This window comes from Amycolatopsis deserti (genome assembly GCF_014653945.1).
Taxonomy (GTDB): domain Bacteria; phylum Actinomycetota; class Actinomycetes; order Mycobacteriales; family Pseudonocardiaceae; genus Amycolatopsis_E; species Amycolatopsis_E deserti.
Map to the genome: position 1 here is coordinate 162,012 of NZ_BNAU01000011.1, position 13,622 is coordinate 175,633.

Below are 13,622 nucleotides of genomic sequence, written 5' to 3' on the forward strand. Positions count from 1 at the left end.
CCGGAGATGATCCACCGCAGCCCGCTGCCGGACGTCGAGATCCCCGACGTCACGCTCACCGAGTACGTGATCGGCGGGGCGGCCCGCTTCGGCGACGCGACCGCGCTCGTCGACGGCCGCACCGGGGAGACCCTGACGTACGCCGGACTGCGGGCGGCGGTGACCGCCGGGGCGGCGGGCCTCGCTGCGCACGGCATCGGGCCCGGCGACGTCGTCGCGCTGATGAGCCACAACCAGCCGTCGTTCGTGGTCGCCCTGCACGCGGCGATCGCGACCGGGGCGGCGGTCACCCCGGTCAACCCGGCGCTGACCCCGGGGGAGATTTCCGAGCAGCTGCGCCTGTCCGGGGCGCGTGTGGTGATCGCGGCGGAACCGGTGGCGGACAAGGCGCTCGAGGTCGCCGACGAGGTGTTCGTGCTGGGCGAGCACCCGCGCGCCCGGTCGTTCACGTCGCTGTTCACCGACGGGCCGGCGCCGCGGCTCGACCTGGACCCGGCGACGACGGTCGCGGTGCTGCCGTTCTCCAGCGGCACCACCGGGATCCCGAAGGGCGTGCGGCTGACCCACCGCAACCTCGTCGCGAACCTGGCGCAGACGCGGGCCGGGTGGCGGATCGGCCCGGACGACGTGCAGGCCGCGGTCCTGCCGTTCTTCCACATCTACGGGTTCACGATCATCCTCAACTCAGGGCTGCTCGGCGGGGCGAAGGTGGTGACGCTGCCGCGGTTCGAGCTGGACGAGTACCTGCGAACTTTGGCCGGACACCGGGTCACGCGCGCCTACTTCGCGCCGCCGATGGTGCTGGCGCTGGCGACCGCGCCGCACGTCGAGGACCACGACCTGTCCAGCCTGCGGTTCGCGCTGTGCGGGGCGGCGCCGCTGGACGTGGAGGTGACCGAGCGCGCGCAGCGCCGGCTGGGCTGCCTGATCCGGCAGGGCTACGGCATGACCGAGGCCAGTCCCGGCACGCACCAGGTGTTCGACGACGACTTCGCGTCGACGCCGCCGGGCAGTGTCGGGCGGCTGTCGCCGAACACCGAAGCCCGGATCGTGGTGCCGGGCACCGACGAAGACGTCGCCCCGGGCGAGACCGGCGAGCTGCTGATCCGCGGGCCGCAGGTGATGGCCGGCTACCTGGACGACCCGGACGCCACCGCCGCGACCATCACCGACGGCTGGCTGCACACCGGCGACCTGGTGCGCGCCGACGAGGACGGCGTGTTCTGGGTCGTCGACCGGCTCAAGGAGCTGATCAAGTACAAGGGCTACCAGGTCGCGCCCGCCGAGCTGGAAGCGGTGCTGCTGACCCACCCGGCCGTGCTGGACGCCGCGGTGGTCGGCGTGCCGCACCCGGAGGGCGGTGAGGCGCCGAAGGCGTTCGTGGTCACGGCGCAGCCCGTCACGGGTGACGAGCTGATGTCGTTCGTGGCCGGGCAGGTCGCGCCGTACAAGAAGGTCCGCGAGGTCGAGTTCGTCGAGCGGATCCCGAAGTCCCCCACGGGCAAGATCCTGCGGCGGCTGCTCCGCCCCTGACTGTTCAGGACCTGGCGGAGGCCAGCAGGACGTCGCGGGTCAGCTCGAGCTGACCGTGGTGCTGGGCCAGCTCCTCGTAGACGTGCACGAGCGCGGCGCCCTGCCGCCGCCCGACCGGGGTGCCCGCGTACTTGTCCGGGACCTCGCCGCGCGGCGGGGCGTCGAACTCGGCGCCCGCGACGTCCGCGCGCAGCTGCTCACGCGCCCGCGCGACCCGGTCGAGGAGCGGGGCCACCGGTCCGGAGGCGGTGAACTCGGCCTCGCGATCGCGGTGCACCGAGCGGCCCGCGACCACCTGCCCGGCCCAGGCGGCGATCACGCCGAGACAGTGGTTCACGATCGCGTAGGGCGAGTTCGCGCCGGGCAGGTCCGGCCGCGTGTTCGCCAGCTCGTCGCCCAGCCCGGCGAGGATCGCCGTCATGCCGTCGAGCGCGCGGTCGGTGAAGAACAGGAAACTCTCCTCATCCAGCATGATCACCATCTTCCCCGAAGCGCGCCGCCCACGGTTCGGGCGGCAGGGCGAGGGCGTTGGCGAGCCCGCTGATCGTCCGGTACCAGCCGGCCAGCACCACGATGCGGGTCCAGGTGGTGCTTCGGTTTTCGAACCACCAGTCCGTTCCCCGTCCGGGATCCCGCGTCCGCGGCCCGTCATTCCGCCGGTGATCTTTCACCTGGTGAAAACACCGCTGGTCCGCGCGGGGAGGCGGCGGCCACAGTGTGGTCGTCGCATCTACACCAGAGGAGCTGCAGATGACTGCGTTCGTGCGCGACCAGTGGTACGTCGCCGCCTACGGGAGCGAGGTCGGGCGGGAACTGCTGGCGAGGACGATCCTGGGCGAGCCCATCGTCTTCTACCGCACCGAGTCCGGGGACGTCGTCGCCCTGGCCGACCGGTGCGTGCACCGCCGTTACCCGCTGTCGGAAAGCCGCCTGGACGGTGACCGGATCGTGTGCGGCTACCACGGATTCACCTACGAACCGTCCGGCACCTGCGTGTTCGTCCCCGGCCAGGCCCGCATCCCGCGCACCGCGCGTGTGCCGTCCTACCCGGTCGTCGAGCAGGATTCCTTCGTGTGGGTGTGGATCGGCGACCCCGCCCGCGCCGACACGGCCCTGATCCCGCGCGCGCCGTGGCTGGCCGACCCGGCCTACACCACCGTGTGCGGCATGGAGCCGCTGGCCGCGCGCTACGACCTGCTAGTGGACAACCTGATGGACCTGTCCCACGAGACCTACCTGCACGGCGGCTACATCGGCACCCCGGAGGTCGCCGACACCCCGATCACCACCGAGGTCGACGAGGACCGCCGGATCATCTACGTCAGCCGCCACATGGACGACGCGGCCTGCCCGCCGTTCTACGCCAAGTCCACCGGCATCGACGGCCGCATCACCCGCTGGCAGGACATCGAATACCACCCGCCGTGCCTGTACCTGCTGCACAGCCGCATCGCGCCGGCCGGTGTGCTGCCCAACGCCGACGGCACCGACCCGGACGGGTTCCACGTCGAGGTCGTCTACGCGATCACTCCGGAAACCGAGCACTCGACACACGACTTCTGGGCGGTGGCACGGGATTTCGCGCTCGGCGACCAGGAGGTCTCGGACTTCCTCGCGGAGAACAACCGCACCGTCGTGCTCCAGGACGTCGTCGCGCTCGACATCCTGGAGAAGGTCATCCAGTCCGAGCCCGAGGGCTACCAGGAGCTGTCGGTCAACATCGACACCGGCGGGCTGGCCGCGCGCCGCATCCTGAAGAAGATGGCCGGCGAAGCCGAGAAGGCCGCCACGCGATGACCGAACGGACCGCGATGCTGCACGGCGACACCGTGTACCGCATCCACTGGAAACTCGGCACGGACCTGCTGGTCGGTGTCTGCTACTGCGGAGCCGAGCACGAGTCGGAGGACCCGGTCGAGCTGTGGGAGTGGCTGCTGGCCCACCCCGACGGCCACGACGGGCCGGCGGAGCCCGCCGGCGACCCGGTGCTCGCGGGCGCGGGGAGGTCGCGATGACGTCGGTGCTGACCGAAGTGGAACTCGACGTCCGGTTGGCGGACAAGGAAGTTCTCGCCGACGGCGTGGTGCGGCTGACGCTGCGCCACCCGTCCGGCGAGCCGCTGCCCGCCTGGGAACCGGGCGCGCACCTGGACCTCCTGCTCGGCGAGGGGCTGGTGCGCCAGTACTCGTTGTGCGGGGACCCGGCCGACTCCTCGGCGCTGCAGGTCGCGGTGCTGCGCGAGCCGGACGGGCGCGGCGGTTCGGCCCACGTGCACGATCGTTTGTCCACAGGGGACACCGTCCGGATCCGTGGTCCGCGCAACCACTTCCGGCTCGTCGAGTCGCCGCGGTACCTGTTCGTCGCCGGCGGGATCGGGATCACGCCGATCGTGCCGATGATCGCGCGGGCCGCGGCCGCAGGCGCGGACTGGCGGCTGGTGTACGGCGGGCGGTCGCGGGCGTCGATGGCGTTCCGCGAGGAGCTGGTGGCGCGCTACGGCGACCGGGTCGAGATCCGGCCGCAGGACGAGACCGGGCTGCTCGACCTCGACGCGCTGCTGCGCCGGCCGCGCCCGGGGGTGGCGGTGTACTGCTGCGGGCCGGAGCCGTTGCTGGCCGCGGTCGAGCAGCGCTGTGCGTCCTGGCCGCCGGGTTCGCTGCACGTCGAACGGTTCTCGCCGAAGGCGGGCGCGGACGCGGGGGAGCGGACGACGTTCGAGGTGGAGCTGGCCGCCTCCGGGCGGACGGTGACCGTGCCCGCGGACAAGTCGATCCTGGCGGCGGTCGAGGAGGCCGGGGTCAACGTGTTGTCGTCGTGCCAGGAGGGCACGTGCGGCACGTGTGAGACCCCGGTGCTGGACGGTGTGCCGGACCACCGGGACTCGCTGCTCACCGAGGAGGAGCGAGCGGCGAACGACACGATGATGATCTGCGTGTCGCGGTCGTGCGGGCCGCGGCTGGTGCTGGATCTGTAGACCGCCCCGGGGCAGGATGATCGGATGGACGGCGAAGTCCGGAGTGTCACCGGCAAGGTTCTCGCGCTGCTCGGCGCGTTCACGCCGGCCTGCCCGGAGCTGACGTTGTCGGAGCTGGCGCGGCGGGCCGGGTTGTCGCTGGCGACCGCGCACCGGCGGGTCGCGGAGCTGGTGGCGTGGGGCGCGCTGGAGCGCGGCGCCGATGGCCGGTACCGCGTCGGGTTGCGGCTGTGGGAGGTCGCTTCGCTGGCGCCGCGCGGTCTCGGGCTGCGCGAGGCGGCGATGCCGTTCCTGGAGGACCTGTACGAGGTCACGCACGAGAACGTGCAGCTCGCCGTGCGCGAGGGCCTGGAGCTGGTGTTCGTGGAACGGATTTCGGGCCGCAAGGCGGTTCCGGTGTGGACGCGGGTGGGCGGCCGGTTCGCGCTGCACGCCACGGGTGTCGGGCTGGCGTTGCTGGCGCACGCGCCGGTGGAGGTGCAGGAGGAGGTGCTGGGCGCGCCGCTGCAGGCGTACACGGAGAAGACGGTGACGAATCCGGCCCGGCTGCGGGAGATGCTCGCGGCGGTGCGCCAGACCGGCTACGCGGTGAGCGACGGCCAGGTGACGACCGACGCGGTTTCGGTGGCCGCGCCAGTGCGGGACGGCGAGGGCACGGTGATCGCGGCGGTCTCCCTGGTGGTCCACGCGAACGGCGCCCAGCCGGCGACGCTGGCGCCCCTGGTGCAGGCGGCGGCGCGCGGAATCGGCCGAGCGTGCGGCTCCCCCGGCGGGGCGCGGGTCTTCCCCCGGGAGCCGATCGCCCGGTGAGCCCGGCAGCGGCTTCTCAACACAACGGTTCTCCCGCGGGAGCCGATCGTATCGGCCGCCACCGACAGTTCCGGGCGCTAGCGTGCCGGTATGAGCTTCGCCGAGCTGCACCACACCGGCAAACCCCTGCTGCTGCCCAACGCCTGGGATCACGCCTCCGCCGCGGTCCTGGTCGCGGAGGGCTTTCCGGCGATCGGCACCACCAGCCTGGGCGTCGCCGCCGCGGCCGGCCTGCCCGACGGCACCGGCGCGACCCGCGACGAGACCCTCGCGCTCGCCCGCCGCCTCACCCGGCTGCCCTGCCACATCACCGTGGACATCGAAGGCGGCTTCTACGACGACCCCGCCGAGGTCGCCGCCCTCGGGGCCGAACTCGCCGCGCTGGGCGTGGCCGGGGTGAACCTCGAGGACGGCCGCGACAACGGCCGCCTAGCCGATCCGGCCCACCAGCAAGAACTGATCGCCGCGCTCAAGGCCGCCGCCCCCGGCCTGTTCGTCAACGCCCGCACCGACACGCACTGGCTCGCCACCGGCGAGGACCCCGTCGCCCGCGTCCGCGCCTACCAGGAGGCCGGGGCCGACGGGGTGTTCGTGCCCGGTCTGCCGGACGAGGCGTCGATCGCCGCGGTGGTCGCGGCGGCCGACGTCCCGGTGAACGTGCTGTTCTCGCCGTCCGGTCCGTCACTGGACCGGCTCGGCGAACTGGGCGTGCGGCGGGTCAGCCTCGGCTCGCTGCTGTTCCGGGCGGCGCTGGAGGCGGTGGTCCGCACGGCCCATGCCGTCGCCACCGGCGGCGAGATCCCGCCCGTCCCGGCCTACGCCGACGTGCAGGCGCTCAGCTCGCCCGGAACAACCGCCGCACCACCGCGGCCAGGATCGCCAGCAACGCCACGGTGAACCCGAGCAGCGCGACCCGGATGTCCACCGCCTGCGTGGCCACCCCGAGCGCGAGCACCGCCACCGCGAGCCCGGCGTAGGCGGCGAGGAACAGCCCGGCCAGCGCCTCGCCACGGCTCTCCGCCGGGGCCAGGCCGAGCACGATCCCGATGCTGGCCTTGAACCCGGCGCCCGCCCCGGCGCCGGCGAGCACCGCGCCGAGCAGGAACAACGCGAGGCTGGGCAGCCACACCGCCACCGTCACCAGCACGAGCCCGGCCGTCAGTAGCCCGAGCCCGGTGGCGAGCAACCGCCGCAGCGCCGTGCGCGCCAGCACGATCTGCGCCACCGCGGCGGCCCCGAACACGGCGAACACGCTCACCCCGGCCAGCGCGTGCGAGTGCTGGTGCAGGGTGTTCGCCAGGAACCCCGGCGCGAGCGAGGTGAACAGGCCGAACACGGCGAACTCGGCGAGCGCGGCCGCTCCCGCGGCGAGGTAGCGCGAGCGCGCGTGCGGCGGCACCGAGACCCGCTGCGGGCGGTAACGCACACGCGTGGCGGTCACGGTCTCCGGCGTCAGCATCACCGCGAGCGCGCCGAGCAGCATCAGCGCCTGGAACACCAGGTAGGGCACGTGCAGCGGGTCGCCCACGTACTCGGCCAGCAGCCCGGCCACGAGCGGGCCCAGCCCGATGCCGCCGAGGTTGGCCGCCGTCGCGACGACGTCGGCCCGGGTCCGCGCGGCGCCCGGCCGGGCGGCCAGGTGCAGTTCGGTCAGGTGCGCGGTGGCGGTGGCGGTCAGCATGCCGATGCTGATGCCGGACAGGAACCGCGCCGCGAGCAGCGCGGGCACCGACGACCAGGCCAGGAACACGACCCCGGCCAGCACGTTGACCAGCACCGCGGGCACCAGCACGCGGCGGCGGCCCACCCAGTCGGACACGTGACCGGCCACGAACAGGCTGGCGATCACGCCGAGCGCGTACGCGGCGAAGACGAGGGTGACCGTGAACGGGCCGAACCCGTCCTTGGCCTGGTACAGCACGTACAACGGCGCCGGGGCCGCGGAGAAGCCCATGGTCACGGCGAAGGTGTAGGCGACGAGCCAGAAGCCCGCGCCGTGACGTCGGGACGCGGTGCGCGGGGTGATGGTCTCAGTGATCACGACCCCAGAGTGCGCCCGCTCGGCCATCTCGTCCAACGAATGTTTTCGCTCGCAGCTATCGCGGTGTTAGATAGCCAGGGTGGAACTGCGTCAGCTGTCGTACTTCGTGGCGGTCGCCGAGGAGCTGAGCTTCACGCGCGCGGCCCAGCGGTTGCGGGTCGTGCAGTCGGCCGTGTCGACCGCGATCCGCGCGCTGGAGCGGGAGGTCGGCGCCGAGTTGTTCGACCGGGACAGCCGGCGGGTCGCCCTGACCGCCGCCGGCGCGGCCATGCTGCCCGAGGCGCGGACCGCACTGGCAGCGGCACGCGCGGCGGCCCAGGCCGCGGCGGGCGCGAGCGGTGAGGTGCGGGGCATCGTGACCATGGGCACGCTCCTGTCGACCGGGAGGGTGAATGTGCCGCGGTTGCTGGGGCGGTTCTCGCGTCGGCACCCGCGCGCCGCCGTGCGGTTGCAGTACTCGCCGTCCGGCTCGGCGGGGCACGCGCGGGCGGTGCTGGACGGGCGGATGGACCTGGCGCTGGCGTCCCTGCCGGGGCGGGCGCCGGCCGGGCTGGCGCACGAGATCATCGCGGAGGAGGACCTGAGCCTGCTGGCCGCGCCGGACCACCCGGTGGCGCGCCGGGGCGTGGTGACGCTCGCCGAGCTGGCTGACGAGTCCTTTGTGGACTTCCCGGTCGGGTGGGGGAACCGGACGCTGGTCGACCGCGCCTTCGCCGGCGCGGGCCTGAGCCGCCAGGTGCCGCTGGAGGTGTCGGATTACGTCACCGCGCGGGCGCTCATCTGCCAGGGGCTCGGGGTGGGTTTCCTGCCCTCGGGCGCGGCGGAGGAGATGACGGGCGTGGTGTCGGTGCCGCTGGCCGAGCCGCTGCGCTGGTCGGTCTCGGTGATCCACTCGGCGACGCGGCCACTGTCCCCCGCGGCGGCGGCCCTGCTCCGGGAGGTGCGCGCGGAGCTGGAGGTTTAGCGTGCGGTCTCCAGATTGCGGGCCATCGTCGCCAATGTCCGGACCGTGTCGGCGTACTGGTCGTCCGTCAGGCCGGTGAGGGACAGCTCGCGGAAACGCCGCACCCGCTCGGCGATCTCCGCCCGCGCGGTGCGCCCGTCGTCGGTGAGGGTGCCGTCCGTGGTGATCCACCCGCGGGTCACCAGATCGGCCCGGGCTTCGTCGGCGCCGTCGAACACCGCCAGCGCCTCGGCGCCGTGGCGCGAAGTGTTGAGCGCCTGCCAGTGCCGCCGCGTCAGGCCGCGGTCGGCGAGCACGCCGGTGAGGCCGTCCTCCAGCAGGTTGTGCAGGTGCTTGAGCCAGAAACCGATGGGCCGGTCGAGCGGGTCCACGACAACTCCTATGTAAGATGACATGTAGTTGTCTTAGAGTATGAATGAGGACGCGGATGGACCGCAACGCCGAAACGATCGCCCGCGCGCTGGCCGCCCTGCGCCGCGCGCAGTCACGCCGCGCGCTGGGCCGGTTGTCGCGGGAGCGGGGGAGGCGCAGCCCGGTGCCGGACGCCGTGTACGAGCTGCTGGACGTCGTCGCGGCCGCCGAGCGGCCGCCGACGGTCACCGAAGCTGCCGCCGCGCTCGGTACCGATCAGCCCCGCGCGAGCCGCTTGACCGCGCAGGCTCTGGAAGCGGGACTGCTGCGCCGGCGCGCCGACCAGGGCGACGGCCGTCGTTCACTGCTGGAGCCCACGGCCGGTGGCCGGCGGGCACTCGAGGAGATCCAGGCGTTCCGCGCCGGGGTGGTCGCCGAGGTGACGGCCGGGTGGGATCCGGACGACCGGGCGGCGCTCGCGGAGCTGTTGGCCCGGTTCACGCGGGACTTCACCGCGCTGGTGCGGTGACCACGATGCTCAGGCGGCGTGCGCCTGCTGCGCCCGGAGCGCGGCGAGTCCGGCCTCGGTGGGCACGACGGGCACGTCCTCGGCGCCCGGGCCGGGCGTGGCGGAGATCAGCTTGCGCCAGCTGAGCCGGTCGAGCGCCTCGCACTCCCACGGCGGGACGCGCCCGGCCGCGGCGCCGTCGGGGCCGGCCCACATGTAGCAGGTGGGCGCCCCCCACAGGCCATTGTGGAACAGGATGAGCCCGGCGGCCGCGTCGGCCAGGGCCTGCAGTTCTTGCGCGGTCATACCACAAAGGGTGCCCGCCGGCGAGCGGAGCACACATCCGCCGAACCACCGAGTCGGCTACGTATTGTCATCCGTAGGTGTGGTCTGGCGCACAAGCGCCTCCAGCACGTCGGCCGCGACGGGCAGCGCGGCCTCGTCGACGTCGAAGTACGGGTTGTGGTGCGGCGCCGGGTTGCCGCCCCCGACGACCGTGTACGTGGCGAGGCCGCCCGCGCGCTGCACGGCTTCGGCGAAGAGGCTGGCGTCGTCGCTGCCGCCCATTTCGTGCAGCCGCACGGTCCGCTCGCCGTGACCGGTCGCGGCGGCGGCCGCGAGCACCGCGTCCAGCAGTTCGTCGTCGCAGGCCAGCGACGTCGAACCGCCGGTCTCTTCGATCTCCACGGCCACGCCCTGTGCCTGCGCGGCCCCGCACAGCACCTGCTTGACCCGCTCGGTGAGGTCCGCGTTCACCGCGCCGTCCTTCGACCGCGCCTCGCACGTCAGCTCGGCGACCGCGGGCACGATGTTGACGTTGCCCCCGGCGTGCAGGGTGCCGACGTTGACCCGCGTGTCGGCGGCGGAGAACCGGGGCAGGGCGTGGATGCCGAGCACCGCCGTCGCGGCGGCGAGCAGCGCGTTGCGGCCGTCCTCGGGCGCTGCCGCCGCGTGCGAGGCGACCCCCGTGAACCGGGCGCGCATCTTGGTCGTGGCGAAGATGCCGGTGATCCCCGCCGCGACGGTCGTGGCGGGCAGATCCAGGCCCAGGTGCACAGCCAGGAACCGGTCGACCCCGGCGACGGCGTCCGCCGCGAGCATCGCGCGGGCGCCCCGGCCGCCCTCCTCGGCGGGCTGGAACAGGAACCGCACGGTGCCCGGGAAGTCGCGGTCGGCCAGGCGTCGCGCCAGCTCCAGCCCGATCGCCACGTGCCCGTCGTGCCCGCACGCGTGCATGAACCCCTCGTACCGGGAGCGGAACCCGTTCGCCGCGGGCGCGTGCGCCGGGTCGTCGGCCTCGGTGACCGGCAGCGCGTCCATGTCGAACCGCAGCGCCCACGTCGGCCCGGGGCGGCGGCCGGCGAGGTCGGCGATGATCGCGGTGCCCTCGGCGGCGAACCGCCGCACGTCCTCGGCGTCCGCGCCGGTTTCGACGGCCCGGTCCGCGAAGCGCCGCAGCGTCGCTTCGTCCGGATAGGCGGGCACGCCCTCGCGCCGCATGGCCGCGACGCCGGTGCGCACCTCCACCGGGAGCTCCCGCAGGTGCGCGAGCACCGTCGCCGCCGTCCGCACCTCGCAGAAGGCGGGTTCGGGGTGCGCGTGCACGTCCCGGCGCAGGGCGACCAGATCCATCAGGCTCCTCTCATCGCGGCAGGTGCACGTGCACCCCCGGCCCGAACGGGATGTCCCCGAAGTAGAACACGGCGAGCAGACCCACCCACACCACCCAGAACGGGATCACGAAGATCGACATGCGGGCGATCAACGTGCCAAGTCGGACATCAGGTTCGTAGCGGCGCAGCACGGTCAGCAGCACGAACAGGTACGGGCTGAGCGGGGTGATGATCTGCGTGGCCGAGTCGCCGATGCGGTAGGCGGCCTGCACGAACCCCGGGTCGTAGCCCAGCAGCATGAACGCGGGCACGAACACCGGCGCCACCAGCGACCACAGCGCCGAGCCGGAGGTGATGAACAGGTTCAGCACCGACACCAGCACGACGAACGCCAGGATGCCGGCGAACCCGGTCAGGTGCACCGACCGCAGGAACTCCGCGCTGCGCACGGCCAGCAGGGTGCCCAGGTTGCTCCACGTGAAGACGGCGATGAACTGCGAGATCGCCAGGATCAGCACGATGTAGCCGGCCATGTCCTTGACGGCCTCGGCCATCATCGAGGGCACGTCACCGGGTTTCGTGATCGTGCCGGTCGTGACGCCGTAGGTGAGCCCGGCGAGCACGAACGCCAGGAACAGCACCAGCACCAGCCCGGTCAGCAGCGGCGAGCTGATCAGTGAGCCGTTGTCGCCGCGCAGCGGGCTACCCGGCAGCAGCCACGCCACGGCGACCAGCACGACGTACCCCGCCAGCACGATCGCGGCGCGCCGCAAACCCTTGCGCTGCACCGCGGTCAGCGCCGCGCTCTCGTCCGCCGCGGTGCCCTCGGGCGGCGTGTAGGGGACCAGCCGCGGCTCCAGCACGCGGGCGGTCAGCCACGCGCCGAGGAACGGCAGGATCAGCCCGGCCGCCGCCGTGAAGAACCAGTTCATCGCCATGGTGACCTGCGGCTGCACCGCGACCGGGACGACGGTCACCGCCTTCTGCGTCAGCCCGGACAGCAGGGCGTCGTAGCTGCCGAGCAGGGTGCCGGCGCCGTAACCGCCGGTGACGCAGGCGAAACTGCCCACCGCGCCGGCCACCGGGTGCCGCCCGGCGGCGCGGAACACCAGTGCGGCCAGCGGTGGGATGACGATGATGCCAGCGTCGGCCATGACGTGTGCCTGGAAGGACACCAGCGACACCGCGAACGGCAGCAGCCAGCGCGGGGCGCGCGAGAAGACGGCGCGCACGGCCGCCTCGAGCAGCCCGGCGCGTTCGGCCAGGCCGACGGCCAGCAGCATCACCAGGACGTTGCCCAGCGGCGGGAAGGTGACGAAGTTGTCGACGAGCTTGCTCAGCAGGAACCGCACGCCCTCGCCGGTGAACAGGCCCTTGACGGCCACCGGTTGCGTCGTGCCGGGCACCGTGACGGTGACGTGGAAGGCGGCGACCGCGGTGGTGATCACCCCGAGCGCCGCGAACAGGTAGACGAACAGGAAGAACGGGTCCGGCAGGCGGTTGCCGACCCGTTCGACGAAGCCGAGAACGCGCTCGGCGGGGGACTGTTTCGCCTGTGCTGGGGTGGTGCTCAACCGCTGCCTCCTTGATCGTCCCGGCTCAGGATGGCAGCCGACGGTGTCGGCGGGATGTCGGAGTTTTTCGGACAGGTGAAGTAAACCGGATGGCGGCAACCGGTGGGCCGGAATTGTCGGTGGGGGCCGCTAGCGTCGGTTCGTCTTGGTGGATCACGACGAGGGGGACCCGATGACCGAGCTGTTCGAGCTCCGGCGGTACACGCTGCGCCCGGGACGGCGCGACGAGCTGATCGCGCTGTTCGACGCGCAGTTCGTGGAGTCACAGGCCGAGGCGGGGATGCGGGTGTACGGCCAGTTCCGCGACCTGGACGACCCGGACCGCTTCGTGTGGATCCGGGGCTTCCCGGAGGCGGCCCGGAGAGCCGAGGCGCTGGCCGCCTTCTACGAGCGACATCCGGCGTGGCTGACCCACCGGGAAGCCGCCAACGCGACGATGGTGGATTCGGATGACGTGCTTCTGCTGGAGCCGGTGACGGGCGGCTTGGAAGCGGCACGTGGGGCGCCGGCTGGGGTGGCGGGCCCCGCCGGACGCGGCACGGCCGCACCCGAGCCGCTGGATTCCAGCGGAGAAGGCGCGGCGCCGCTCGCGGTGGCGCGGGGTTCGGGCGGGGGCGGCGCCGAGTTACCCGCGGTGGCGCGGGGTTCCGGTGAAGGGGGCACGGCCGCGCCCGAAACAGTCGATTCCCGTGGGGATGGCGCTGCACCGCCGGGCGCCGCGGCGAGGTCCGGTGGGGGAGACGCGGCACCGCCCGAGGCGACGGCGCACCCCGGCGGAGAAGGTACGGGGCCGCCGATGCGTTCAGATGGGGAGGGCACGATCCCGCTGAGGGATGCGCGGCGTTCAGGCGGGGGAGACGCGGCACCGCCCGAGGCGACGGCGCACCCCGGCGGACACGGTACGGGAGCGGCGGTGCGCTCTGGTGAGGAAAGCACCGGGCCGCCGCGCGTGGCGAATTTCGAGATCGTCGTGTGTTATCCGGATGATCCGGCGGCGTTCGCGGCCTACTTCCAGCAGGAACTTGCGCCCATCCTCACCGCCGCGGGGGCTCCACCGCTCGCCTCCTTCCAGAGCTCCTCCCGCCGCAATGACTATCCGCGCCTGCCGGTTCGTGAGGGCGAGCGCGTCTTCGTCTGGCTCACCCGCTCTCCGGCACCGGTCGAGCTGCTCCTGCTCGGACGGCGGCCACCCGAGCGGCTCCGTCTCGCGCCGACGCCGGGCTCTTGGCTCCGATAGAACCCACTATGTCCACA

At 73.1% G+C, this 13,622-nt stretch carries 15 protein-coding genes; 9 read left to right on the top strand and 6 right to left on the bottom strand.

What is annotated here, in order from left to right:
* Positions 1-6: 6 nt before the first annotated feature.
* Positions 7-1,533: an AMP-binding protein gene (locus IE290_RS34440; RefSeq protein ID WP_191248916.1), complete on the top strand. Its 1,527-nt coding sequence runs from the start codon at positions 7-9 to the stop codon at positions 1,531-1,533.
* 4 nt (positions 1,534-1,537) lie between these two features.
* Here IE290_RS34440 and IE290_RS34445 read toward each other — a convergent pair whose 3' ends face one another.
* Positions 1,538-2,005, bottom strand: a complete 468-nt coding sequence (locus tag IE290_RS34445; RefSeq protein ID WP_191248917.1) for a mycothiol transferase — start codon at positions 2,003-2,005, stop codon at positions 1,538-1,540.
* Positions 2,006-2,283: 278 nt separating this feature from the next.
* On the opposite strand from IE290_RS34445, the gene IE290_RS34450 reads away from it, so the two are divergent.
* The 5 genes from IE290_RS34450 (at position 2,284) to IE290_RS34470 (ending at position 6,214) form a co-directional block, all read left to right on the top strand.
* Complete coding sequence (locus IE290_RS34450; RefSeq protein ID WP_191248918.1) at positions 2,284-3,330, top strand: aromatic ring-hydroxylating dioxygenase subunit alpha; 1,047 nt, start codon at positions 2,284-2,286, stop codon at positions 3,328-3,330.
* Positions 3,327-3,548 carry a hypothetical protein gene (locus tag IE290_RS34455; RefSeq protein WP_191248919.1) on the top strand — a complete coding sequence of 74 codons (222 nt, stop codon included), beginning with the start codon at positions 3,327-3,329 and terminating at the stop codon, positions 3,546-3,548. The genes IE290_RS34450 and IE290_RS34455 overlap by 4 nt, the downstream gene beginning before the upstream one ends.
* Entirely contained in the window at positions 3,545-4,507 is a 963-nt protein-coding gene (locus tag IE290_RS34460) for a PDR/VanB family oxidoreductase (RefSeq protein WP_191248920.1), read from the top strand. Before IE290_RS34455 ends, IE290_RS34460 begins: the two co-directional genes overlap by 4 nt.
* Positions 4,508-4,531: 24 nt before the next feature.
* Positions 4,532-5,317 (top strand): IclR family transcriptional regulator, encoded by a 786-nt coding sequence (locus IE290_RS34465; protein WP_191248921.1) that lies wholly within the window; start codon positions 4,532-4,534, stop codon positions 5,315-5,317.
* 90 nt (positions 5,318-5,407) lie between these two features.
* Positions 5,408-6,214, top strand: a complete 807-nt coding sequence (locus IE290_RS34470; protein WP_191248922.1) for an isocitrate lyase/PEP mutase family protein — start codon at positions 5,408-5,410, stop codon at positions 6,212-6,214.
* Here the strand turns inward: IE290_RS34470 and IE290_RS34475 are convergent.
* The gene (locus tag IE290_RS34475; protein WP_191248923.1) at positions 6,153-7,358 is read right to left on the bottom strand and encodes an MFS transporter; all 1,206 of its coding nucleotides are present in this window, start codon (positions 7,356-7,358) and stop codon (positions 6,153-6,155) included. The genes IE290_RS34470 and IE290_RS34475 overlap by 62 nt on opposite strands.
* Before the next feature lie 79 nt (positions 7,359-7,437).
* Between IE290_RS34475 and IE290_RS34480 the strand changes: the two genes are divergently transcribed.
* On the top strand, positions 7,438-8,322 hold the full coding sequence (locus IE290_RS34480) for a LysR family transcriptional regulator (RefSeq protein ID WP_229874880.1): 885 nt from the start codon (positions 7,438-7,440) through the stop codon (positions 8,320-8,322).
* On the opposite strand, the gene IE290_RS34485 is transcribed toward IE290_RS34480, so the two are convergent.
* Positions 8,319-8,693, bottom strand: a complete 375-nt coding sequence (locus IE290_RS34485) for a helix-turn-helix domain-containing protein (RefSeq protein WP_191248924.1) — start codon at positions 8,691-8,693, stop codon at positions 8,319-8,321. The genes IE290_RS34480 and IE290_RS34485 overlap by 4 nt on opposite strands.
* A 44-nt stretch (positions 8,694-8,737) precedes the next feature.
* Between IE290_RS34485 and IE290_RS34490 the strand changes: the two genes are divergently transcribed.
* Positions 8,738-9,202: a MarR family winged helix-turn-helix transcriptional regulator gene (locus IE290_RS34490; RefSeq protein WP_229874881.1), complete on the top strand. Its 465-nt coding sequence runs from the start codon at positions 8,738-8,740 to the stop codon at positions 9,200-9,202.
* 9 nt (positions 9,203-9,211) lie between these two features.
* Here IE290_RS34490 and IE290_RS34495 read toward each other — a convergent pair whose 3' ends face one another.
* From IE290_RS34495 to IE290_RS34505, 3 genes are read right to left on the bottom strand one after another with little or no spacing between them, the layout of a single operon-like run.
* Entirely contained in the window at positions 9,212-9,487 is a 276-nt protein-coding gene (locus IE290_RS34495; RefSeq protein ID WP_191248925.1) for a hypothetical protein, read from the bottom strand.
* A gap of 57 nt (positions 9,488-9,544) precedes the next feature.
* On the bottom strand, positions 9,545-10,813 hold the full coding sequence (locus IE290_RS34500; protein WP_191248926.1) for an amidohydrolase: 1,269 nt from the start codon (positions 10,811-10,813) through the stop codon (positions 9,545-9,547).
* Positions 10,814-10,823: 10 nt separating this feature from the next.
* Positions 10,824-12,368, bottom strand: coding sequence for an AbgT family transporter (locus IE290_RS34505; protein ID WP_191248927.1), 1,545 nt, complete (start codon positions 12,366-12,368; stop codon positions 10,824-10,826).
* Between the two features lie 172 nt (positions 12,369-12,540).
* Between IE290_RS34505 and IE290_RS38115 the strand changes: the two genes are divergently transcribed.
* Positions 12,541-13,605, top strand: coding sequence for an NIPSNAP family protein (locus tag IE290_RS38115; RefSeq protein WP_229874882.1), 1,065 nt, complete (start codon positions 12,541-12,543; stop codon positions 13,603-13,605).
* Positions 13,606-13,622 lie beyond the last annotated feature (17 nt).

Coding starts and splice junctions, on each gene's coding strand:
- IE290_RS34450 (WP_191248918.1), top strand. CDS start 2,284: ATGACTGCGTTCGTGCGCGACCAGTGGTACGTCGCCGCCTACGGGAGC.
- IE290_RS34445 (WP_191248917.1), bottom strand. CDS start 2,005: ATGCTGGATGAGGAGAGTTTCCTGTTCTTCACCGACCGCGCGCTCGAC.
- IE290_RS34500 (WP_191248926.1), bottom strand. CDS start 10,813: ATGGATCTGGTCGCCCTGCGCCGGGACGTGCACGCGCACCCCGAACCC.
- IE290_RS34470 (WP_191248922.1), top strand. CDS start 5,408: ATGAGCTTCGCCGAGCTGCACCACACCGGCAAACCCCTGCTGCTGCCC.
- IE290_RS34440 (WP_191248916.1), top strand. CDS start 7: ATGATCCACCGCAGCCCGCTGCCGGACGTCGAGATCCCCGACGTCACG.
- IE290_RS34455 (WP_191248919.1), top strand. CDS start 3,327: ATGACCGAACGGACCGCGATGCTGCACGGCGACACCGTGTACCGCATC.
- IE290_RS34465 (WP_191248921.1), top strand. CDS start 4,532: ATGGACGGCGAAGTCCGGAGTGTCACCGGCAAGGTTCTCGCGCTGCTC.
- IE290_RS38115 (WP_229874882.1), top strand. CDS start 12,541: ATGACCGAGCTGTTCGAGCTCCGGCGGTACACGCTGCGCCCGGGACGG.
- IE290_RS34495 (WP_191248925.1), bottom strand. CDS start 9,487: ATGACCGCGCAAGAACTGCAGGCCCTGGCCGACGCGGCCGCCGGGCTC.
- IE290_RS34460 (WP_191248920.1), top strand. CDS start 3,545: ATGACGTCGGTGCTGACCGAAGTGGAACTCGACGTCCGGTTGGCGGAC.
- IE290_RS34490 (WP_229874881.1), top strand. CDS start 8,738: ATGAGGACGCGGATGGACCGCAACGCCGAAACGATCGCCCGCGCGCTG.